This is a genomic window from Streptomyces sp. NPDC002825 (assembly GCF_040295385.1).
GTDB lineage: Bacteria > Actinomycetota > Actinomycetes > Streptomycetales > Streptomycetaceae > Streptomyces.
In genome coordinates this window covers 162,241-183,613 of sequence record NZ_JBEOVH010000002.1, presented here as the reverse complement: position 1 = coordinate 183,613, position 21,373 = coordinate 162,241, and the positions used below count along the sequence as shown (strand labels likewise).

General features: G+C 70.9%; 19 protein-coding genes. 7 read left to right on the top strand and 12 right to left on the bottom strand.

Annotation, left to right across the window (positions count from 1 at the left end; translation table 11 throughout):
* Window positions 1-18: 18 nt before the first annotated feature.
* The gene (locus ABT041_RS03210; RefSeq protein WP_351178120.1) at window positions 19-543 is read right to left on the bottom strand and encodes a CBS domain-containing protein; all 525 of its coding nucleotides are present in this window, start codon (window positions 541-543) and stop codon (window positions 19-21) included.
* Between the two features lie 221 nt (window positions 544-764).
* Complete coding sequence (locus ABT041_RS03205; protein ID WP_351178118.1) at window positions 765-1,199, bottom strand: DUF2267 domain-containing protein; 435 nt, start codon at window positions 1,197-1,199, stop codon at window positions 765-767.
* A gap of 405 nt (window positions 1,200-1,604) precedes the next feature.
* On the opposite strand from ABT041_RS03205, the gene pyrH reads away from it, so the two are divergent.
* Window positions 1,605-2,324 carry a UMP kinase gene (gene pyrH / locus ABT041_RS03200; protein WP_351178115.1) on the top strand — a complete coding sequence of 240 codons (720 nt, stop codon included), beginning with the start codon at window positions 1,605-1,607 and terminating at the stop codon, window positions 2,322-2,324.
* 331 nt (window positions 2,325-2,655) lie between these two features.
* Complete coding sequence (locus tag ABT041_RS03195; RefSeq protein ID WP_351178112.1) at window positions 2,656-3,543, top strand: universal stress protein; 888 nt, start codon at window positions 2,656-2,658, stop codon at window positions 3,541-3,543.
* Here the strand turns inward: ABT041_RS03195 and rtcA are convergent.
* Together rtcA and ABT041_RS03185 are read right to left on the bottom strand one after the other, a co-directional pair.
* Complete coding sequence (gene rtcA / locus ABT041_RS03190) at window positions 3,537-4,610, bottom strand: RNA 3'-terminal phosphate cyclase (RefSeq protein WP_351178109.1); 1,074 nt, start codon at window positions 4,608-4,610, stop codon at window positions 3,537-3,539. The two genes, ABT041_RS03195 and rtcA, sit on opposite strands and share 7 nt — an antisense overlap.
* 187 nt (window positions 4,611-4,797) lie before the next feature.
* On the bottom strand, window positions 4,798-6,126 hold the full coding sequence (locus tag ABT041_RS03185; RefSeq protein WP_351178106.1) for a phosphoribosyltransferase family protein: 1,329 nt from the start codon (window positions 6,124-6,126) through the stop codon (window positions 4,798-4,800).
* 615 nt (window positions 6,127-6,741) lie between these two features.
* Between ABT041_RS03185 and ABT041_RS03180 the strand changes: the two genes are divergently transcribed.
* Window positions 6,742-7,182 carry a CBS domain-containing protein gene (locus tag ABT041_RS03180; protein WP_351178103.1) on the top strand — a complete coding sequence of 147 codons (441 nt, stop codon included), beginning with the start codon at window positions 6,742-6,744 and terminating at the stop codon, window positions 7,180-7,182.
* A 198-nt stretch (window positions 7,183-7,380) separates the two neighbouring features.
* Here ABT041_RS03180 and ftsH read toward each other — a convergent pair whose 3' ends face one another.
* From ftsH to ABT041_RS03165, 3 genes are all read right to left on the bottom strand, one after another.
* Entirely contained in the window at window positions 7,381-9,144 is a 1,764-nt protein-coding gene (ftsH, locus tag ABT041_RS03175; protein WP_351178100.1) for an ATP-dependent zinc metalloprotease FtsH, read from the bottom strand.
* A 610-nt stretch (window positions 9,145-9,754) separates the two neighbouring features.
* Window positions 9,755-10,561, bottom strand: coding sequence for a CBS domain-containing protein (locus ABT041_RS03170; RefSeq protein WP_351178097.1), 807 nt, complete (start codon window positions 10,559-10,561; stop codon window positions 9,755-9,757).
* Window positions 10,562-10,623: 62 nt separating this feature from the next.
* A complete protein-coding gene (locus ABT041_RS03165; protein WP_351178094.1) occupies window positions 10,624-11,442 on the bottom strand; it encodes a sigma 54 modulation/S30EA ribosomal C-terminal domain-containing protein in 819 nt (272 codons plus the stop codon).
* A 351-nt stretch (window positions 11,443-11,793) separates the two neighbouring features.
* On the opposite strand from ABT041_RS03165, the gene ABT041_RS03160 reads away from it, so the two are divergent.
* Window positions 11,794-12,273 carry an Hsp20/alpha crystallin family protein gene (locus ABT041_RS03160; RefSeq protein WP_351178091.1) on the top strand — a complete coding sequence of 160 codons (480 nt, stop codon included), beginning with the start codon at window positions 11,794-11,796 and terminating at the stop codon, window positions 12,271-12,273.
* Window positions 12,274-12,475: 202 nt separating this feature from the next.
* Here the strand turns inward: ABT041_RS03160 and ABT041_RS03155 are convergent, their stop codons facing one another.
* Entirely contained in the window at window positions 12,476-13,591 is a 1,116-nt protein-coding gene (locus tag ABT041_RS03155; protein WP_351178088.1) for a baeRF2 domain-containing protein, read from the bottom strand.
* Window positions 13,592-14,333: 742 nt separating this feature from the next.
* Here ABT041_RS03155 and ABT041_RS03150 point away from each other — a divergent pair.
* Together ABT041_RS03150 and ABT041_RS03145 are read left to right on the top strand one after the other, a co-directional pair.
* Complete coding sequence (locus tag ABT041_RS03150; RefSeq protein ID WP_351178085.1) at window positions 14,334-14,609, top strand: hypothetical protein; 276 nt, start codon at window positions 14,334-14,336, stop codon at window positions 14,607-14,609.
* Between the two features lie 150 nt (window positions 14,610-14,759).
* Complete coding sequence (locus ABT041_RS03145) at window positions 14,760-15,041, top strand: dsRBD fold-containing protein (protein WP_351178082.1); 282 nt, start codon at window positions 14,760-14,762, stop codon at window positions 15,039-15,041.
* Between the two features lie 1,216 nt (window positions 15,042-16,257).
* Here ABT041_RS03145 and ABT041_RS03140 read toward each other — a convergent pair.
* From ABT041_RS03140 to ABT041_RS03125, 4 genes are all read right to left on the bottom strand, one after another.
* Complete coding sequence (locus tag ABT041_RS03140) at window positions 16,258-17,142, bottom strand: universal stress protein (RefSeq protein ID WP_351178079.1); 885 nt, start codon at window positions 17,140-17,142, stop codon at window positions 16,258-16,260.
* A 242-nt stretch (window positions 17,143-17,384) separates the two neighbouring features.
* Window positions 17,385-17,798: a CBS domain-containing protein gene (locus tag ABT041_RS03135; protein WP_351178076.1), complete on the bottom strand. Its 414-nt coding sequence runs from the start codon at window positions 17,796-17,798 to the stop codon at window positions 17,385-17,387.
* Window positions 17,799-18,049: 251 nt separating this feature from the next.
* Window positions 18,050-19,570: an AAA family ATPase gene (locus ABT041_RS03130; RefSeq protein ID WP_351178073.1), complete on the bottom strand. Its 1,521-nt coding sequence runs from the start codon at window positions 19,568-19,570 to the stop codon at window positions 18,050-18,052.
* 197 nt (window positions 19,571-19,767) lie between these two features.
* On the bottom strand, window positions 19,768-20,049 hold the full coding sequence (locus tag ABT041_RS03125; protein ID WP_351178070.1) for a hypothetical protein: 282 nt from the start codon (window positions 20,047-20,049) through the stop codon (window positions 19,768-19,770).
* A gap of 311 nt (window positions 20,050-20,360) precedes the next feature.
* Between ABT041_RS03125 and ABT041_RS03120 the strand changes: the two genes are divergently transcribed.
* Window positions 20,361-21,071: a response regulator gene (locus ABT041_RS03120; RefSeq protein WP_351178067.1), complete on the top strand. Its 711-nt coding sequence runs from the start codon at window positions 20,361-20,363 to the stop codon at window positions 21,069-21,071.
* Window positions 21,072-21,373: the final 302 nt, after the last annotated feature.

The following is a 21,373-nucleotide window of genomic DNA, read 5'->3' as shown; positions in this document are numbered from 1 at the left end:
GCGCGTCGCCCCCGGCGGTCAGGGAACAGCCGTGCCACGGTAGCCCCGCCGAGGCGGCAGCCCGGGCAACACCGTGCCGGCCTGCGGCCGACGGTCCACCGGCTCCTTCCGCACCGGGTGGCCGGCGAGGGCCACGACGATGTCAGCAGCCGTCAGCACCCCGGCAAGACGCCCGTCTTCACCCAGCACTGGAAGGGCGTCGGATTCGGTGTACGTCATCAGGTCGACCGCGTGACGCACGGTCTGCTCCACGTGCACGAGCGCCGGCCCGTGACCCCGAAGGAGCTCATCCACCCGCACCTCCGACAACGAAACGGCGGGAGCCCCACACACAACTGCCACATCAGCCCTCTCCAGCAAGCCGGCACAACGACCGTCCGGACGCACCACCGGCAGATGACGGGAACCCGACCGCTGCAACAACTCCCACGCCACGAGCACCGTCTCACCGACATCGACCGTGACCACCTCGGGGCGCATCACCGAGCCGACCGTCCGCGCCAGAACCTCCTCCTGCTCTTCCACGATCGCTTCCTCAGTCATGTGGGCCAGGCTTCGGTTGCCCGCCTGTACGACCGGACAGCTCCCCCGACATCGAGAACGAACCTCTGGCGAGCTGTGACACGCTCGGTGTGAGGAGGCCGAGGACTGACTCATCCCCAGGGCTCGCCTTCAAACGGGAGTCACCCCATGGGCAGAGCTCACGTGGCTTTGGCTTCCGCACAGTTGACGCCATGCGGGCAGGCACGACCCCGCACCACCGGTCAGCCGGTCGGCTGAAGGAGGATCGCCTGGATGTCGTGCGGCAGTTGCTCCAGTGCCGCCTCCAGGTGTCCGGGCGAAACGTGTTCGCGTACGACGCCGGTGACGACGGGAGCGATCCGGGGCACTTCCTCGGCGGTGACCTTGGCCTCCTGGACGAAGCGGTCGACGTACCCTTCACGGTCATACTTGACCGGTACGGTGCTGGGATCCCAGCCGTCGTAGTAGGCGCCCCGCAACAGGTCGGGGAGCTGGGCGGCGAAGTGGGCGGCCACATCGACGGTGAGCCGGTCGCGGAGCGTGTGCAGCCAGGCCCGCAGGACCCTGTGAGCGGCGTGGCGGTCCTCAGTGCCCAGGGCTTCCGAGACCGCTTTCAGCCAGATGTTCGCGGTGTGGATGGCGTGCTCGAAGTCGGGGTGGTGGGTGGTCTCGGGCATGGGTCTTCCCCTTCCGGTCGTGCGTGACTCCCCTGCGCCACATGGGACGATGGGCACGCCTCGGCGGTGCCGTGGCCGGTACTGAGAGCGGTCCGCTCATTCAGGAGTGACGGGGTGCGGGCGGCGCCCGTCGAGTCGCATGCTGCGCGCCCAGCGCGGGAGGAACTCAAAGGCTTCCCACTCCCTGCCCTATGGGCTCCATGCTAGGGCGGGCGGAACCGGTCGGCAGCCGCAGCACCGCACGGCGTCACAGGCACCTGGGTGGATCGCCGGGGTCCACTGGGCGAGGTGCGCGACTGGGGGCGCCGCCCGAGCATGGTCTTGTGCCTGTCCATATGGCCGGGTGCCTCCTCATGGCCCGTGCCGCAGGCGGCGGGGTCACCCATGGCGCAGGGAGGAAGAACCGTGGGCCGCTATGCGCGTGTCGTGGTCAAGCTCAGCGGCGAGGCGTTCGCCGGGGCGGCCGGGGCCGGGACTGATCCGGCCTGCCTGGCGCACTTGGCGGACGAGGTCGCCTCGGTGCACGACCGCGGGGTGCAGACCACGGTGGTCGTCGGAGGGGGCAACCTCTTCCGGGGACGGCTGGCCGGGAGCTGGGGTATCGACAGGGCCGAGGCGGACGACATCGGCATGCTCGGCACGGTGATGAACGCACTGATGCTGCGAGGTGCGCTGACCGCGCGCGGCGAACCGGACGTGCGGGTGATGACGGCCGTCCCGATGCAGAGCTTCGCCGAGCCGTTCATCCGGCTGCGTGCGGACCGGCACCTGCGGCGCGGCCGCATCGTGCTGCTGGCCGGAGGCACCGGCCAGCCATATGTCACGGCCGACTACGCAGCGGTGCAGCGCTCCCTGGAGCTGTCGGTCGATGCGCTGCTGGTCGCCAAGCGCGGCGTGGACGGCGTCTACGACAGCGATCCGAAGACGCATCCGGACGCGAAGCGGTACGCGCGTCTCACCTACCGGGAGGCGCTGGAGCGGAGGGTGAAGGTGATGGACACCGCGGCCTTCGTGCTCGCCGAGGAGCAGGGCCTGGTCATGCATGTCTTCGATGCCGCGAGGCCAGGTGCCATGGCGGCAATCTGCGAAGGGCGCGATATCGGCACCGTCGTCACCGCTGATTGACGTGCGGCCCCAGTATCACGTCACCCTCTGCGGTCGCGCCATCGGGAAGCCAGGCAACACACCCCGAAATCCTGACTCGCTGCGGGCTCCCGCCAACCGTTGTTTACTGGCTATGAGCGGTTTCCCGGCGAGGCACGCCTTGTCGGGCCCGACCCGAGTGGTGGTGCTCGCTCATGGCCGCGCGACAACAACGGCGCAGGCACAGCTGGCCCGGAGAGCGCCCCTTCAGAGGACGTTCCACCCGAGGGAGCGGCATACGGTGCACGACTCGCCCACGTGATCCTGCTCTCCCAGGGCCCGTAGACACACCCTCGTGCCGGAGGAGACGGCCATGAAGCACAAAGAAGGGCGTCCCCCGATCGTGGTCGGCCTCGACCCCGATCCGGGAAGGCGCACGGCACTCGTCTGGGCCGCCGACGAGGCGGACCGGCGCCGCCTGCCGCTGCTGCTGGTTCTCGCGCAGAACGTGCCGACCCCCGGGTACCGGCCGATGGGCGGGGTCCCGACCTGGGAGGAGTGGAACGAGGCGCTGCATGCGACGGGGAACCGCGTACTGGAGGAGGCGGTGGCCTTCGTCGAGTCACGGCATCCGCGGGTGCGGGTGTCCGGGCTGCTTGCGGAGGGGCATCCGGCATGGGTGCTGCGGGAGCAGGCGCAGAACGCTACGGCGGTCGTGCTCGACTCCTGGCATCTGAGCGCTGTCCAGGAGCTGTTCAGTTCCGCCGCCGTCGCTCTGCCGCTCATCGCGCACGCCCCCTGCCCCGTGGTGGTCGTACCGGAGCCGGAGCACACTGCCCAGCAGCCGTCCTTCTTCGTGGTCGGGGTCGATGGCAGCCCTCGATCCGCCGCCGCCGTCGACGTCGCCTTCGAGGAGGCCGGCCTGCGCGGCGCGCTCCTGCGGGCGTTGTACGTGTGGCATCCTCCGCGGCTCGGAGTCGTCCTGGATGAGGACGCGGCCGTCCAGGAGTGCCGCCGGCTGCTGTCGGAGGTGGTCGCCGGACGTACCGCCGCCCATCCCGAGGTGGAACTGCATCACGAGGTCGTGCGGGGCCACCCGGTGCAGGTCCTCACCGAGGCGTCCGAACACGCCCTCGGCCTGGTCGTGGGCACTCGCGGGCACGGCGGCTTCACCGGCATGCTCCTGGGGTCCGTCACTCAGGGCGTACTGCACCACGCGCACTGCCCTGTCATCGTCGTCCCGCACGCGCACCATCAGTAGGGCTCACGCCTTTGCGTCGCCGGGTCTCCGGGGCTGCCGCCCTCGACGACGAGGAGGCGTCCGTCCAGGCTCGCCCGTGCCACGCCGAAGAGGTTCGTCAGCCAGATCCCTGTGCGTACGTGGTCGGTGACTCCGGCCAGGCGCAGCCGGCTGCGTCCTCGGGCCAGCGCGGCGAACGGGATGATCTGGTCGGAGGCATAGCGGTCCAGTACCGCACCGGTTCGCAGGTCCTGCAGCAGGCGCGCGGCGGTGGCGTGCCCGATCCTCTCGGCCGGGCGTCCGCGGACTCCGGCCCCGTCCGCTCCGAGCCGCCACCCGCCCGTCAGGTCGGCGAACACGGCGATCCCGGCGCCTGGCTGGAGGGCACCCGTGTCGTCGCGTTCCTCGATTCGGGCTTCGTGTCCGGCCCGGGCGAAGACCTCGCGGGCGCTGTCCGCCATCCGCCGGCTCACCGAGCGTTCGCGCAGGTGGGAGGCGAGGGCGATCCCCCACACCGATCGCACCGGCCCAAACCGCTCGGCCTCCAGGGGCGCGAGCGGTCCGTCGGGCCGTACCCGGAGCCGCAGCACACCCCCGCCGCTCGGCGGATATCCGGGCCGGACCAGGGTGACCGTGACGGTGAGACCCATACGGCCGAGCAGCGGTGCGAGCACGTGCTGGAGGTGGAAGGCGGAGGGCGCTCGTTCCTGGAACAGCCCGCCGGTCAGTTCGACTTGGACCGGCTCGTGCGCCTCGGCGATGACGGGCAGCAGCGCGAGCGACAGCGCCGTGGCTGACCCGGCCGTCCCCACGTCGAACGCGTACCGCCCTCGCGGTGTCTCATCGGCCGGATAGAAGGTGAACTCCCGCGAGCCCAGCGACGCCCCCGCAACCGTTCCGCCGACCAGCGTGCGGACCGCCTCGACCGCGCAGAGGTGCTGACGTCGCAGCCCGGGCCGCGCTCTGCGCGCCCGGACGTGGCGCAGATGAACCGGGGTGCGCGTCACGGCCGCGTAGGCCATCGCCTGGCGCACGATCATGCCCGATCCGGAGCAGGCCGCTCCGTCGATCTCAAGCAGGGCGTTCATCGGGGCCTACTCCACACCTCTCACACACTTGACGCCGAAAGCTGTCGTGGCCTTCTGCGACGGCTCGGCTCCCCTGGGTCTTCATCTCGCCTCGCGTGCCCCAGGCGTGTTCCCGTACGAGGTCGGGGAGTCGTCCTCTGCAACTGAGCACCGCCCGTGTCCGGAGCACGCGTTCGGGTTCAGAGCCTCAGGCCGCTGTGTGAGCGGCCGGGGCCATGTGGTCGGTGAACCAGTCGCGTGCCAGAGCGGTGACCTTCTCCAGGGCGCCGGGCTCCTCGAAGAGGTGGGTCGCGCCGGGCACGACCGCGAGCCTGCTTTCACAGCGCAGCCGGGCCTGTGCTTGCTGATTGAGGTCGAGCACGAGCTGGTCGTGGCCGCCGACGATCAGGAGCGTCGGCGCCGTCACCGCCGGCAGCCGTGGCCCGGCCAGGTCGGGCCTGCCGCCCCGGGAGACGACCGCGGCGATCCGCGCGCCCGGCTCGGCGGCTGCCCACAGCGCGGCGGCCGCGCCGGTGCTGGCGCCGAAGTACCCGGCGGCGCGCCCGTCGGCCTCGGGCTGTCCGCGCAGCCATTCAGTGGCGTCCGCCAGGCGCCGGGCGAGCAGGCCGGTGTCGAAGACATTGGCCCGGTTGGCCTCTTCCGACTCGGTGAGCAGGTCGAACAGCAGCGTGCCAAGACCGGCGCGGTTGAGTCCGGCCGCCACGAACCGGTTGCGCGGGCTGTGCCGGCTGCTGCCGCTGCCGTGCGCGAACACGACGATGCCCCTCGCGCCCGCGGGCACCGTCAACCGCCCGCGCAGCACCACGGCTCCAGCCCGCACATCCGCCTCCCTGTCCTCCGACACGGCGGGACGCGGCCCAGCGCGGCGGGTGCTCAGCGGGCGGGCGATCGCCTCCTCCAGGCAGGCGACGACCTCGTCGTCGTCGGTCTGGGAGAAGTCGACGTAGAACTGTCCGATCGCATAGAAGTTCCGCGGGGTGTGCACACATACGAACTCGTCGGCCTCCCTGCCCAGCCGGGCCGTCCAGTCATAAGGTGCCACGGGGACCGCCAGCACGATCCGTGCGGCCCCGCGGGCGCGGGCGATCTGACAGGCCGCACGCGCCGTCGACCCCGTGGCCACCCCGTCGTCGACCACCAGCGCCGTACGGCCCTCAAGCCCGATCGGTGCCCGCCCGCCCCTGTAGCGCCTGGCCCGGCTCTCCAGCACCTCCCGCTCACGGGCCTCGACCTGGCCCAGCTCATCGGAGGTGACCTGCGCCGCGCGCACCACGTCATCGTTGATCACGCGCACACCGCCCTCACCGATCGCTCCCATGCCCAGCTCCGGCTGGAAGGGCACGCCCAGTTTCCGCACCAGACAGACATCCAGCGGCGCGCCCAGAGCGTCGGCGACCTCCGCGGCGACCGGAACTCCGCCACGGGGCAGACCCAGCACCACCACCTCGGCTCCCTTGAGGTGTCCCAGCCGGCCGGCCAACTGCCGGCCGGCCTCACGACGATCCATGAACAACACGATCCGACCTCCTCGTCCCCGAGGAACACAGTGGACGCGATGCCCCGTACTTCCATGCTCGCCCCAGCAGGGCACGGTCGCGCACCGCCGCGGAAGCCGCGGTCACCGTGGTGCGCCGCCGTCCTCGCTGTCGGGGTCCACCCCGCCGTCCTGGCTGCTCACAGCCGCAACGCCCAGACGCCGCACGAACGCGGCCTCGCTGCGCGCCAATGCACGTTGCAGCCCCTCCCGTAGATCCGCGTATCCCGTGGGGCCAACTTTCTGGCGGACCTCGTTCGAGACGGGCTGTCTCCCACTCGCCACGCCCGGATCAACGACCCGTTCCGAATCGTGGTAGTGCGCCGAGTGAGCGAAACGGTCCCTCCGGACGGCCGGGGAGGGCCACGGAGAGGGGCACGCGCGTCGGCTCCACCGGGATCCCCCAGTGCGTTGTGGTGCGGTCGACGCGAGAATGGAGTTCTGACGGAGTACCTCTCGGGGAGGCCACGCACTGCTCGCGGGCCAGCACACAAAGTTCGTTACCTGTGGGCGTCCGTCAGTGACGACGTCGGCGGCGACGGGGGCCGGGGGCCCGCTTTCAAAGGCAGGGATCAGACCGTGCAAATCCATTACGTGATGAGTACACCGCCGGCCAGCGTGCCTCCTACGACCTCCATCGAGGAGGCGGCACAGCACATGGCCCGTGCGGGCGTCGGGGCGCTGCCCGTGGTCGACGACGACCGGGTGGTGGGCATCGTCACCGACCGCGATCTGGTCGTACGGGCCATGGCCGACGGACTGTCCCCGCAGACCAGGGTGGAGGAGGTCATGTCCGCTGCCCCGGTGACCGTGGACCCCGAAGCGGCCGTCGCGGTCGCTCTTCTCGTCATGCGGTCGGCGCGGGTGCGCCACCTTCCGGTGGTGGCTGAGGGCCGGCTGGTCGGCGTGGTCTCGTTCGACGACCTCTTCTGGCAGCTCACCCAGCAGCTTTCGGACCTGGCGGCCGTGGTGGATGCCGCCAGGAAGATCCCCGAACCCCTCCGGGGTGGGCAGCAGGCTCCCCTGCCGCACGGCTGACGGACCACGGCTCCATGCGGGGTCGCGACTCCGGCCAGGCGGGTAACCGCCTCGTCCGTGCCGCCACATCGGCGACGACGCCCACGGTGGCGTCATCGGCTCCCTCGGCCCCTCGGTTCCGGCGCCACGGCAGACACGGCAGACACAGCGGGGCCCGTGCTCGCAGCCGATACCGAACGGGCGACCATCACGTCGGCCTTACGCGGTAGGCCGGTCCTGCTCATCGCGGGTCGCCCCGGCCGCCGCATCGTGGTCGCCCGCTGCGGGGTGGTGACCGTCGTGCCGGCGTTGCCGGAGTACCTCCAGGACCACGGACCCGTCGACGGTCTCGCGGGCGGTGAGGAGGTCGGCCAGGGCGTCGAGCGCCTCGCGGTGGTCACGCAGCAGGGCCGTGGCGCGTTCCTCGGCCTGGCGCACCAGGCGGGTGGTCTCCTTGTCGATGACGCGTTGCGTCTGCTCGGAGTAGGGCCGCAGCAACGCGTCCTCGGTGCTGTCGCCGCCGAGGTAGCGGGGAGCGCCGGATCCGTACCCGACGGGGCCGAGGGCCGAGGACAGGCCGAATTCGCGGACCATGCGGACGGCGATCTGGGTGGCGCCGGCCAGATCGTCGGCGGCGCCGGTCGAGCCCTCGCCGAAGACGACCAGTTCGGCGGCCCGTCCGCCGAGCCGGACGGCGAGCAGGTCGGTCAGGTAACCCTCGCTGTACAGGTGCCGTTCGGCTTCGGGGAGCTGCTCGGTGGCGCCCAGCGCGGGCCCGGAGGGGAGGATGGTGACCTTGGCGACGGGGTCGGCGTGCTCGCACAGTGCCGCCACGAGCGCGTGTCCGGACTCGTGGACGGCGACGGCGCGCCGTTCCTCGGGGAGCAGCGCGTTGGTGGATTCCCGCCGCCCGAGCAGGAGCCGGTCGCGGGCGTCGTCGAGATCCCGGGCCTCGATGACGGCACGGCCGTCCCGGACGGCGTTGATGGCCGCTTCGTTGACCAGGTTGGCCAGATCGGCGCCGGAGAAGCCCGGCGTGGCCCTGGCGACCGTGTCCCAGCCGACGTCGGGCGCCATGGTCTTGCCGCGGCCGTGGACGGCCAGGATGGCCGCCCGCTCGGCCTGGTTGGGCAGCGGCACCGTCACGTGCCGGTCGAAGCGGCCGGGGCGCAGCAGCGCGGGGTCCAGGGATTCGGGGCGGTTGGTGGCGGCCAGGACCACGATGCCCGCGGACTGGTCGAAGCCGTCCATCTCGGCCAGGAGCTGGTTGAGGGTCTGCTCGCGTTCGTCGTTGCCTCCCAGCCGGGCACCCGCGCCACGGCGGCTGCCGACGGCGTCGATCTCGTCGATGAAGATGATCGAGGGTGCCCGTTTGCGCGCTTCGGTGAAGAGGTCTCGCACGCGGGAGGCGCCGACGCCGACGAACATCTCGACGAACGCGGAACCGGTCACCGACAGGAACGGGACTTCCGCCTCGCCGGCCACCGCGCGGGCGATCAGGGTCTTGCCGGTGCCCGGCGGACCGACCATGATCACGCCGCGCGGTCCTTCGGCACCGGCGGCGGCGTAGCGCTCGGGGTTGCGAAGGAAGTCGACGATCTCGCCGATCTCCTGCTTGACGCCCTGGTAGCCGGCCACGTCCGCGAAGCGGGTCGTCGGGCGCTCCGTCTCGATGATCTTGGCACGGGCCCGGCCGATGGCGCCGAAGCCTCCGGTCAGGGTCCCGGCCGCTCTGCGGCCGGCCCAGAGGAACAGCCCGCCGATGGCCAGCACGGGCAGGAACAGCACCAGCAGGGTCACCCAGGGGCTGCCGCCGCTCCTGGACGCGATGATCTCCACCTTCGCGGACTGCAGCTGCTGATCGAGGCGACTGTTGTCCAGGGCGGTCGGGATGCGTGTGGTGAACTTCTTGCCGTCCTTGAGCGTGCCGCTGACCGCGCCCTTGTCGTCGATGTCGACCGTCTTGACCTGCCCGACGACCACTTTGCCGAGGAAGTCGCTGTACGACAGCTTCGCCCCTTGCGGGGAGGAGAGGAGGGGACTCGCAGCAGGACTACGAGCAGTACGGCCAATGTGGCGACGGGCAGCAGCCAGCGCGTCCAGGAGGGCTTCGGCGAGGGCCCCGACGGCTTGGGCGGCTCACGCGGAGGGCCCGATTTCGCCGAGCGCGACAGATGCCGACCTGAGAAGTGGACTGATGTGATCAACGGACGGCTCCCTTGGCGGTTCCCGGATGCGCAGAGGAGGGTGGATCGCGGGTGGGCGTCCCACTTCAAGGATCAACGCCCTCTCCGCTGTCGGCACGGGCGAACCGCCGCGGGCCACTTCCCTCCTCGGGTCACCGCACGTGCCCGACCGGAGAGACCGCCCGACCGGCAACAGGGGTCTCGACGTCACGACGCGCACGTCCTGCGCACTCCGGCCGGAACGGCCCTGCGGTTCGCTGCGTGGACGGGAGAAATCCCCTATGCCCGAACCCACCAGTCACGTCACGTGGGCCATACGGCGGGGTGGGGGAACCGCACGGTGTACCCCTCACCGAAGAGCACGCTCTGTAACCCCGTGTCCGCCGCTCCCCCGCGCCCACCGGCGCTCATCCGTCCCGTACGGTCAGCTCGTCGATCACATCGCGCACCGGGTCGAGCCCTTTCACCTCGGCGAGCAACCGCGCCCCTACGTCGCCCGTCACGGAGCCACGGAGGCGGGCCATTCCCTGCTGGACCGTGACCTCCACCGTGTCGGCGGCCTCGGGGAACACGTGCCTGATGCGGCCCCGCACGCCCTCGACGAGGGTCGCGTCGACCCCGAGCAGGGCGTCCAGCAGGGTGTGCCGGTGAACGGTGCCCACGAGCCGCCCATCCGGCTCCGCCACGGGAACGCGCTTGAGACGGGAGAGGGCCACCAGCCAGGCGGCCTCGGAGACCGTCATGTCCGGCTGGACGGTGACGGCGGGGCTGGTCATGAGGGTCTCAGCCGTCTCCTCGCCCGGCTCGGCCGTCGGCCTGGTCTCCCGCACCTGGCTCGCCGCGCTGGGCCGGTGCGTTCGTGCGGCGACCACGGCGAGCAGATCGGCCTCGGACACCACGCCCATGACCCGGCCGTCGGTGTCGGCGACGGGCAGCGACCCCGTCGCGTGCTCCGACAGCGCCCGGACGATGCCGGGCAGGTTGGTGTCTCCAGCGACCGACGGCGCAGGCGCGGTCATCAGGTCACGTACGAGGAGGGCGGTACGGGGTGCCTGGGCAGCGGGCCGGGCCTTCTTGGCGGTGGACACGTTCGCGAGCGCGCCGACGTAACGCAGCAGGGCGTCCTGCCGCTGCTGCTCGTCGGGACGCCAGCCGTGCCGGGGTACGGCACGGCGAGCCTCGGCGCCCGCTGCGAACTTCTCACGCTCTGTCATGGCGATCTCTCCAGATGCGGTCATGTCGTCCGCGCCCGGGACGGCACGGTGGCTCGTCCCGTTCAGGTGGCTGTGGGTGACGGCTCGCGGGCGGTAGGGGTGATGAGGCCGTAGTGGCCGTCATAGCGGTGGTAGAGGACGTTCCCGCGGCCGGTGCCGGCGTCGGCGAAGAACACGAACGGCCAGCCGGTGACGTCCAGGCGCTCCTTCGCCTCCGTGACGCTCATGCGCGGGGCAGCAGCCGGGCTGAGGGTCAGCGGCACGGCGACCGGGCCGATCAGGTCTGGCCGCGGATGCACCTGCGCCAGCCGGTATCCCTCCGGGTCCGTGCGATACAGGACGCTGTCCTCGCCCGATCCGGCGTCGGTGAACAGCTGGAAGCCGTAGTCCAGCCGCTCCAGGTCGTCGGCCGCCTCGTCCGGCGACTCGAAGGCCAGGGCGAACGCCTTGTGCCGCACGACCTCCCGTTCCTCGACCGGGCGCGGGAAGTAGCCGGGGCGGTGGGTGGGCTCGTCGCCGTGCCGCCATGGGCGCTCGCTCCCTGGCGGATGTGTCCGGCCGCGCCGGGCCTCCCAGTGCTCTGCCATCCCCGCCAGCACGGCTTCGAGCCGGTCCCGCAGGAGGTCGGCCGCTTCCGTCGCGTTGATGCCCGCCACGTGTGCGCGAGCGGGCTTGCCGTTGACGTCCAGATTGGCCTGTGCGGTCACGGGGCGTTCCATCGCCGGGTTCGCGTACCTGGTCAGCTTCACCCGGGCGAAGAGCACAGGTCCCGGTGCCTGGCCGAACACGGCCCGCACCTTGTCCCGGGCGTATGCGGCGTCCTCGGCGGACACATCACCCCGGGTGTCCACCTGCACGTCCACGACGGGTTGTGGCGCCATTCGCTTCATGATGACCTCCGCTACGAGGAGGAGTTCGCGTGGCCGACCCGTTCCTGCATCTCCCGATCAAGCAGGAATTCGTGAGCCGACCGGGCCGCCGGGGACTCTTCATCCCACGTGCGGGGGCCGGGGACCCGCCGTACGCGGGTCCCATCGACGCCCCCAGTCCCGGGAGCTCGGCTCCGGCCACCAGCTCTCACTCGTCGTCCAGTCTTCCTTCGATCCGCGAGACTCGCAGGGGCCGAACGGCCCTTGCCGGGGGCTGACAGGTCCGCCGATTGGATCGGCGCGACGACGACGCGCAGCATGGAAGTAGTCCTGACAATCGTCGTTTCGCGGAGGTGAACCGCGATGACCCTGCCCGTACATCACCGGCCGACTCGGCTTCTGGAACGGACGTTCCCCACGCTGAGCTGGGGAGAGCCCGCCGCATCCGAGATCGATGACCTCTTCGAGCGGATGGGCCGTTTCCTGGAGGCAGCCAGCATGGCACCCGCCGTCTCCGGCATCTGGTCGCCGCTGGCCGACATGCACGAGACGGACGACGCCTACGTGGTCGAGGCGGAGCTGCCGGGCATCAAGCGAGAGGACATCGACGTCGAGGTCAGCGGCCGGGAATTGGGCGTCACGGGTGAGTTCAAGGAACGCGAGCGTGAAGGCGTCCTGCGCCGGGGTACGCGCCGCACGGGCCGTTTCGAGTACCGGGCGTTGCTGCCCGTCGAGGTCAAGGCCGAGGAGGTCAAGGCGAACCTGGCCGACGGCGTGCTGACCGTGACCGTCCCCAAGGCCCAAGCCGCCAAGCCTCGGCATGTCGAGATCACGGAGGACTGAATCACACCTTGCACGCGTGAGGAGCGGACGGGGTGTCCCCGGTCCGCTCCTCACGAGTGCGGTGTCACCAGGTACGGCCCCGCCTTCCCGCTGACCGGAGGACCATGTGCGCACGGCAACGCGCGGGCGGCCGGGCGACCGTAGTCGTCCTCCGCTTGTCCGGGGTGCTTGAGGAGATCCTTCTTTCCTCGCCGTGCGGTGGTCACACGCTGCGGCACAGCGCCCCGATGCCGTGGGCCGGGGCGCCGGCGGCATCGGGACTCAGGACGCGTACGTCCGCCCCGGACAGCACGGCCGAGCGGACCGCCACGTCGGCCAGCGGGCCGCGGATCACGGGGCCGCCGGCGGGGGACGGCGTGGGGCGGCGATCCGACACAGCTGAAGCGGCCTCGCCGAACCACGCGGTACGCCGGTCGTCCGGCTCGTCGACGAGGACGAGGGTCTCCACGCGGCTCTCCGCGAGCGCGCTGAGTGTGGGGCGGACGCCCTCGACGGCCCGGCCTACCGGAGACCTCTCCTCGGCGAACCGTCGCAGCAGGTCCTTCGTCTGCTCGTCCGCCGCGCGGTGGGTCTCGGCCTCGATCTGCTCCTCCCGGATGCGGGCGGACCCGTCCGGTGCGCGTCCACCGCTGACGTGGCGCAGGGAGACCTGCCGCCGGATGCGGTCGGGCAGGTGCTTGGTGAGCAGTTGCAGAGCGCGGACGTCCCCGGCGAGCAGCACGAGGCGGGCGGAGACCCGCGACACGGCGCCTGTCAGGGCCTCAGCCGCGCTGACGGCGTTGTGCTCCCAGGAATCCTCCGCCCTCCGCTGGAAACGGCCCTGCGACATGCCTCCGGGCGCGTTGCGCTCGATCTCGTCATCGGGTCCGGTCACGGTGCGCCGTAGCGGCTCGGTGTCTCCGCGCGGGTACGCCGACAGGTCGGCTCCGGTGCGGTCGACCACGGCAAGGACGCGTGCCGGGTGTTCCTGGCGCCACTCCAGGAGCGGTGCCAGGTGCGGCAGGGGCGCGTGAACGGCGAGATCCCCGTGTCCGTCGCCGGGCAGGATCGTGGAGTGGCGCAGCTCGCCGGCGGCCGCGAAGGCCGCGAGCATCCCGGTTCCGGGGAGTGCCGCCTCGACACGCCGCGTCAGCGCGGCAATCGTGTCGTCATCGGCACCGGAGTCCGACAACTGCCGTGCAAGGGTGCGCCAGCGAAGCCTTGCGTCGTCCTCCCGCTGCGGGCGGGGCTCCAGTTGCAGATACACCGAGGCGATCGGCCCCGGGGTCTCGCACAGGGTCCTCAGGATGTCGTCGTTGACCGACGTCGTGGTTCCCATGTCAGGCTCCCGTGGTGGGCGCGCCCGTTCGCGACGAGCCCGAGGCGTCGGGATCGAATCCGAAGAACCGCTCAGGAATCGAGGTCCCCATGAGCTACAGGGGCGGCGTCAGGACCGATCAGGGCAGAGCGCGCGGACGCGGACCACATGTCAACCGGCGCGCCCACTCCGGGCGCTCCGCGGTCCCTTCTTCGCTGTCGCGTGGCTGATCACGTCTCGCAGCGGTGTCGTGCGGTCAGACGGAAACCTGCAAGGTGGGCTCCCTTCGCCGGCATTGTCCGGATCAGGTGATGGAGGTCGCCTTCCGGTCTCACAGACCTTCCAGCCTCTCAGCCCGACCGTCGACCAACGCCCCGCGCGGAGCTTCCGCCCATCACCCGGGGCCATCCGGTCGAACTCCCTCGCTCGCCCTGCAGGCCAATTTCCACGATACGCCCGCCCCCACCCAGTGCCAAGGCGGAACGACCCCGTCACTGCCCCGATGACCAGGCCCGAAGGCGGCTCGGTGAATCCGCCATACCCCCGGCTGCCCACTCGCGGTAACTGGTGCCCCACCATTCGTCCGCGAGCGGGCGGAACGGGACGGGCGCCACCGCCAAACCACGGCGGACGGCGACTGAGTCGGCGGCGCCCGGGGACTGCGTCCGACCGCTGTCTCGCGTTGGGCCGGGCGGCCCATGTCCAACAGTCTCGGCCGCGGTCACACTGGGGGTACGGGCTCGGGGCGAAGAAGGTGGTTCCCGTGTCGGATCGGGTCGTCGCGATGGTGTGGCCGTACGAGCGCGGGGTGGTGTTGCGGCTGGGCCGGCGGCGCGGGGTGCTCGACCCCGAGAGCCGGTTCAAGTGCCCGCTGACGGACCGGATGTCGAAGGTCGCCCCGCGCACGGTGACCGACGTCATCGTCGGCAACCGCGTCGTCCTGCAGTCGCAGAACCCGCAGATCCTCGCCGAGATCGCCGCCGAGAAGAACTCCACCATCGTCTTCCCCGCCCAGTTACTCGAAGCGCCTGGGCCCTGACCCGCTTCGTCGGCCGGGAAAGGAGCTCCGCGACGACCGCACCAGCGGTCACCACACCGACGGTCACGACAGCGGGCGGCTGCCCCGGGCAGGACTCACCCACCCCCGGGACGGAACCCTCACCGGCCCCCTCAGAGGACAGGACTGGACATGAACGAGCAGACGACGAACACGCCGATGCGAACCAAGACGTGGACCCTGCGCGTGGACCTCTTCGAGGAGGGCGACGCCACAAAGGTGCACGCCGTCCTCGACACCGGTGACAACCGGCTGGAGAGCCACACCGAAGCCCACCGCAACCCGCACGACCCGCCCGCCCCGGAGATCGGCGACGAATACGCGGCCGGACGCGCCCTGGTCGACCTCGGCCACCAGCTGCTGCGCTCCGGCATGGCCGACGCCGACGCCAACGAACCGCCCCTGCACGGATGACCGCCACGGATCCGACCCACCGGACGCGGTCTGTCCGCTCGTCGCGGCGCCGTCCGGCCCCTCACTGAGGGAATGGTGTTCATGAAGTGCGCAGGCGGCGGGAGTACCGATCACCGCCGGGTCACTCGGAGACATCGGCCGACGAGTGGCCCGGCGCTGGCAACTCCTCGGTCTCGGTCGCAGGGACCTGGCAGACCGGGCGACATGGCGCCGGGGTACGTGGGGTAGGTGCAGTCGTCGGCCGGTGCCGTCGACGCCGTGATGCTCACTCGGCGGGCTGCGGCACGCGGCGCGTCCGCTGGGAACCCCTGGGCGGTGAGCCCGGAGAGCGCCCGGCCGTGCCCCTCGCCAGCACGTCCCGTCCCGAAGGATCTTCCGGAGAGGAGTGCTGGGGAAGCCGGCGCCCGGCGGGATCGGCCGCATCGCGCCGTCGACCGGCAGCGGTCCCGTCGTGCAGCCGGTCGACTATCGACTCCACGAAGGCGAAGTGGTCCATTCGCACCCGGCACCGGGAGCTCCCCGGCTGGCGCGGCAGGTCACCGGGCCCCTTCGAGGTGAACCTCATCAACAAGTCGCTGCGGGGGACGGAACGTCCTGGCGTCGAGCCTGGCGGTCCGGGGCGACGATCCGGAGGCCCCGCATCGGCCGGACCATCGTCTCGCCATCGGCAGCGCGACCCGAGGGTGGGCCCGGACGTCGAGGAGCGTGAGACGAACGCCGAAGCCGGAGACCACATCGTCGTCGAGGGGCATCCGCCCGGAACAGCGCGCCGGGGGCACGATCGTCCCACTGCATGGCCCAGCAAGTCTCCTGCACTGGGAAACAGCCGAGGTCTCCCCGGTTCTGGCCACACCGTGCCCAGTTCGGTGGTCCGGACGGCGACTGCCAGTCGCCATTCAGGGACGCTGACGGTGCCGGGGTGCTGATGGATGCCCAGGACCTGCCCGGCGGATCATGCCGTGGACGGGCCTGTTGAGGCCCAACTGCCCTGGTTGGAATCGCGGTGTGTTCGAGTACCACGGCCGAATCACCGACAGACTTCCCATCGCCCAAATGGCGAGTCCCTACCTGAACGGAACCGGATGGCTGTGGCCAGCAGCTGGCACAGGTCGTCGAGCGCCCGGAAGCGCGGAGGTCACAGCGTGAAAGCACGACGGCGAGCGGGAGCAGGCCCGGTTCGCGCCGGTCGCCGAAACCGCGGCCGAAAGTTTGCCGTTCAGCGGGCCCCGGGCTGTCGCACCACGGCGACGGGGCAGTGCGCGTGGTGCAGCGCCGCCTGGCTCACCGAGCCGAGCAGCAGGCCCGCGAAGCCACCGCGTCCCCGTGCGCCGACGACCAGGAGCTGCGCGGCGCCGCTTGCCTCGATCAGAGCCTCGCGCGTGGGACCGTGCACCACGCGGAGCTCGACCGGGACCTCCGGGTACCTCTCCGGGTGCCCCGCGAGCGCCTCGGCGAGCAGACGCTCCTCGGCCTGGGCGAGCATGCCCGGACCGCTCGCGTACGGTTCGGCGGGATCCTGCGGCGGAGGCACGGGTGCGTTCCACGTGGTCCAGGCGTGCAGGGCGACGAGGCCGACGCCGCGCAGCGCGGCCTCCGCGAACGCGAAGTCCACCGCCGCCGCCCCGGCCCGGGAGCCGTCTGCCCCCAGGACGATCGGCCCGGCCGGCTCCGACTGGTCCCGCACGACGAGCACGGGACATCGGCCGTGTGCCGCGAGGTGCAGCGCCGTGGAGCCCACCATCAGTCCGACGAACCCTCCCATGCCCCGGGATCCGACGACCACCAGTTCCGCCGCGCGCGACTGTGCCTCAAGGACCGTCACCGGCGCTCCCGACACCACGACATGGGTGACGTCCACCGACGGCGCCACCGTCCTGGCTCGTTCCACCGCTGTGGTGACCAGGCCCTCGACCATCCTCTGGATCTCGTCCTGGGTCGGCGGCGGGAGGGCCTGCCACAACGGCACACGCGCCACCGGCCAGTGGAAGGCGTGCACGATCCGCAGCTCCGCGTCTCGCCACCGGGCCTCCCTGGCCGCCGCCTCCACGGCGCCAAGGCTCGAAGCCGAGCCGTCCACTCCCACGATCATCAGCCCACTCACGACGCTCCTCCGCTCAGCCCTTCATGCTCAAACCTCATCCCAGCGACGCTCGACGGCCACAGGGCGACCGACCGGCGGATGATCGTGATGCGGGGGACCGGCGACGCGAATCGATCGCCACAGCCCGAAGCCAGTGGCTCAGCTTGCGTGCCAAGCACGGTCGGGGCTGGCCCCCGTATCCCTCGTTCCCACCGGGGACCAGCCGCCCTCCCTACCGGCAGTGGTCGTGTGCCGCAGTCGTGTCAGGTGCAGACGGCCTCGACGAACTTCCCGACCTGCTGCTCGTCCAGGTGCCTGGCGAGGTCCGCTTCGCTGATCATGCCGACGAGCCGGTGGTCGTCGATCACGGGGACCCGGCGGATACGGTGCTCCCGCATCGTCCGGAGCACCTGCTCGCTGTCGGCGTCCGCGTCCACGGTGATCGGCTTGCCCTGGGCGAGGTGTCCGGCCGTCATGTGGCGCGGGTCCTTGTCCTTGGCGAGGCACTTCACCACGATGTCGCGGTCGGTGATCATTCCGTGGAGCCGATCGTCCGGCCCGCAGATGGGCAGGGCGCCGATGCCGAGTTCGCTCATACGCTGCGCGGCGTCCACGAGGGTCTCGTCCTCCTTCACGCAGACGGCGCCGGTGTGCATGATCTCGCGTGCGGTCGTCATGGCCGTCTCCTCCTTCCGCCCCCTCCGTCATGGATGGTTGCCTGCTCCTTCCGGAGCGATCCCGGATCGTCAGAGGAACAGCGCGCTCACACGAATGGTGTGCACGGGGCGCCTGGGACGTACCCTGATCGTCTTAGCTGGTGGATACGCCGCCAAGCTCGGTGCGGGAAGCACGCCGCCCGGGAATTCCCGTCGGTCAGACCGGCCCTTGGGCCTGGTCTCCCTCGTTCGGGACGGCTGTGCCGAGTCGTTCACGGGCGTCCTCCTTCCTCCGCTGTGTACGGCCACGGTCCGTCGCCGTACAGCTGCTCGGGTGATACGAGGAGCACGTCCCCGTTCACCTCGGCCTGCCGGAGTCCCGGGCTGAACCCGGCAGCCGAGTAGCAGACGAAGCGGGTCCGGCCGGTGTCCTCGCCGAGAGCGGCGAGGTGCGCCCGATGGTCGCGCAGCCGTTCGAGGTGGGGCGTGTCCATGGGGTGCGACCAGGAGACCAAGCCGATCGACAGCAGCGGACCGGGACGGCGGCCTTGCTCGCCGCGCACCACGACGTCGATGCTCGCCGGCTCACCGCCGGTGTGGGGCAAGGAGCCGGACAACGCGGATTCCGGCGCGTCTCCGAAGAGCTCCGCCGGGGCGTACCGGACCGCCCACTCCCGGCAGATCCGAGCGAAGTGCGGGCCCGCCACGTCTCTTTCGAACACGGCCCGGGCCTGCCGCCAGATCTCGTCGATCTCCGTGACATCCGCGTCGACGAGTTCCGGACGGTGCGGGCGGATCACGGCGTGGTCGAAGGCCAGCAGCGGTTCGGTGATGCGGTAGTGGATCAGCCCCGGCTGGAAGGCATCGGGCTCGCCGTGTACCAGGCCGCGTGCTTCGAGGTGGGACAGAATGTGTGGCACGTCCGTCGCCGGCCGGTCGAGGAAGCCGGCGATCTCCCCGGGGGTGGTGCGCCCGGCGGCGAGCGCGGCCACGGTGGAGTGGCATGAGGCGACGTCCCAGCTGTCCGGTACACCGTCCAGGATGTGCCCGGCCTTCCAGAACAACGGCAGCCGCGGGCTGAGCACCCGCTCTTGTATCCACCGGTCGAAGTCGGCGAAACCGGCCGGGGGCCGGTCGCCCGCGGGATCGAAGCGGAAGGCCGCGCTGCCACCGACGACGGCATGCACGCGCAACGCGAGCACGAGGTCCTGGATCGCCCACAGCTCCCGCGCCTGCCGGAAGTCCAGCGGTGCCACCTCCACGACCTGGTCCACCCACCTGTCGGCGGCGCTGAGCAGTCTGCTCATCACCGGTGTCGTACTGCCGCAGAGCAGCAGCCGGAGCCGGGAGGTACTGCCTGGGCTGTCGTCCAGCTGATGGCACACCTCGTTGATCGTGGCAGGGAGCCCTGGGCTCTGCCGTACGACTTCGGGAAATCCGTCGATGACGACCAGCGCCGCCGGTCCGCGCCCCGAGACCGCCAGCGTAAGCAGCGCGTCCCGCCACCCCGTCCATTCAGGCGCCCGCGCGAGACCGGCATGGCGCGCGTACCGCTCGGCGAGCGCGCGCAGGGTTTCGGCCTGAGCGGCCTCCTGGCCGCTGAAATAGAACCCGCCCGTCGCACGGGCCAAAGCCTTGAGAAGAAACGACTTGCCATGCCCTCGCGGACCGGTGACGACACCGATCGCGGGCCCGGGACGCGGATCGTCGATGAACGCGACAAGCCGCTCCCACTCGGCCTCACGGTCGTAGAGCCCCTGAGGCCGGGCGACAGGGGTGACCAGTGCTCCCACTGTTCCCTCCCTTTCCCAGAACACTTCTCGTGCCTGTGGAGGACCCGAATGCCAGGGGCGAGGCGAGGGGTCTTTCGCCCCGCTCATCTCACGATACGAGCCGGGGACCGGGCCGTGAGGTCCCGATCAGTCCCTCGAAGAACCCCGTTCGGCCCCTCCCCGAGCGCCACCCATACGTGCCGCTGGATGTCGGCCGCTCAGGAGACGCCGGCGTCCAGGAGCCGCTGAGCGTCAGCCCCGAGCCCGGTGAGTACGAAGTCGACGCCGACGCTCCTGCACATCCGGTGGGTGCGAACGAGAGCGCTCAGAGTCGCGGGTGAGGGCTCGGTCAGCGGGACATCCACGAGCACCTGCTTGGGACGGTGGGCCTGGATCAGGGCCTGGAGCGCAAGCGCGACCGCAGCGCGGTTGGTGATGTCCAGGTCGCGATCGAGGGTGACACGAAGGATGTCTCCGTCGACGCTGTGACTGATGATCACGAGGCCCTCCCGTCCAGGGCGGAACGACGCCACTCGGCCACGCCGATCGGATGGCCCCCGAACGCCTGGAGTGTCGAGCCCGGGCTCGCGGGGATCCGGCTGCGCGCGCCGCAAGCAGAGACAGACGCTCTCCAAGAGTGGCACCCAACGACGACGAACGCACCCTCACACGCCGGGTTCCTTCACAGCCCGACGACACAGGTGGGCCGCACTGGCGCTGGACGAGCCGGCTGCTTCCACCGTGTGCGCGATCGATACTCCTGAGACAATCGGGGCACAGGTTCCCATCCGTCCGTCGACTGGGGTCCGGCATGACCGAGGCGCCCACGCCACCCACCCGGGTCTTCCTCCTGGACGACCATGAGGTCGTACTCCGAGGCGTGCGTGATCTGATCAACGACGAGCCGGACATGGTGGTAGTCGGGGACGCGTCGTCGGCCGAAGAGGCCCTGGCCCGCGGGCCGGCGCTGCGACCCGACGTCGCCGTTCTCGACGTACGGCTGCCGGACGGGAACGGCATCACAGTGTGCCGCGAGTTGCGGTCACAGGTACCGGAGGTCGCCTGTCTGATGCTGACCTCGTTCGACGACGAGGAGGCTCTGCTGGACGCGATCATGGCGGGGGCCGCCGGCTACGTCCTCAAGCGCATCAAGGGCTCCGACCTGGTCGCGGCGATACGGACAGTGGCCACGGGCGCGTCGATGCTGGATCCGGCCACCACGGCCCGGCTCATGAGCACTCTGCGCGACCCTCAGGCCGGGAAGCCGCCGGAGGACGAACGCACGACGGTGCTGACGGAGCGCGAACATGCCGTGCTCGACCTGGTCGGCGAGGGACTCACCAATCATGAGATCGCCAAGCGTCTGTATCTGTCGGAGAAGACGGTCAAGAACCACATCTCCCGTCTCCTCGGCAAACTGGGCGTCGAGCGGCGCGTACAAGCCGCGGTGATCGCCGCCCAGGCACACGAACACGAGCACGCCCATGATGCGCAACCGCTCCGACACCGAAAGTCACCGTAGCGACATCCTCCGCTCCTGCCGTGGCCGGACGACTTCCTCAGCGACGCCGATGGCTAACCCCAAGGTCTGCCGCGCGCTCGGTGAGGTGCGTCAGGCCGCGGCACCCGCCGGAACGTCGGCGCCGCGAACGGTCATTTCATGGACCAGCGCGCCACACCCGTAAGCGACGCCAGCCAGCCCGGCGCCGTTCGGCCCCACCTCAGGACCGTTCGACCCTGTTCCGGTGACAGCCGCCGCGCGGAACGTGAAGGTCAGGTAGCGCCTCTCTGGTTCCCCAACCAACCGACCACCGGAGAGAAGAC

Coding starts and splice junctions, on each gene's coding strand:
- ABT041_RS03210 (WP_351178120.1), bottom strand. CDS start 543: ATGACTGAGGAAGCGATCGTGGAAGAGCAGGAGGAGGTTCTGGCGCGG.
- ABT041_RS03205 (WP_351178118.1), bottom strand. CDS start 1,199: ATGCCCGAGACCACCCACCACCCCGACTTCGAGCACGCCATCCACACC.
- ABT041_RS03195 (WP_351178112.1), top strand. CDS start 2,656: ATGAAGCACAAAGAAGGGCGTCCCCCGATCGTGGTCGGCCTCGACCCC.
- rtcA (WP_351178109.1), bottom strand. CDS start 4,610: ATGAACGCCCTGCTTGAGATCGACGGAGCGGCCTGCTCCGGATCGGGC.
- ABT041_RS03180 (WP_351178103.1), top strand. CDS start 6,742: ATGAGTACACCGCCGGCCAGCGTGCCTCCTACGACCTCCATCGAGGAG.
- ABT041_RS03170 (WP_351178097.1), bottom strand. CDS start 10,561: ATGACAGAGCGTGAGAAGTTCGCAGCGGGCGCCGAGGCTCGCCGTGCC.
- ABT041_RS03165 (WP_351178094.1), bottom strand. CDS start 11,442: ATGGCGCCACAACCCGTCGTGGACGTGCAGGTGGACACCCGGGGTGAT.
- ABT041_RS03160 (WP_351178091.1), top strand. CDS start 11,794: ATGACCCTGCCCGTACATCACCGGCCGACTCGGCTTCTGGAACGGACG.
- ABT041_RS03155 (WP_351178088.1), bottom strand. CDS start 13,591: ATGGGAACCACGACGTCGGTCAACGACGACATCCTGAGGACCCTGTGC.
- ABT041_RS03145 (WP_351178082.1), top strand. CDS start 14,760: ATGAACGAGCAGACGACGAACACGCCGATGCGAACCAAGACGTGGACC.
- ABT041_RS03135 (WP_351178076.1), bottom strand. CDS start 17,798: ATGACGACCGCACGCGAGATCATGCACACCGGCGCCGTCTGCGTGAAG.
- ABT041_RS03120 (WP_351178067.1), top strand. CDS start 20,361: ATGACCGAGGCGCCCACGCCACCCACCCGGGTCTTCCTCCTGGACGAC.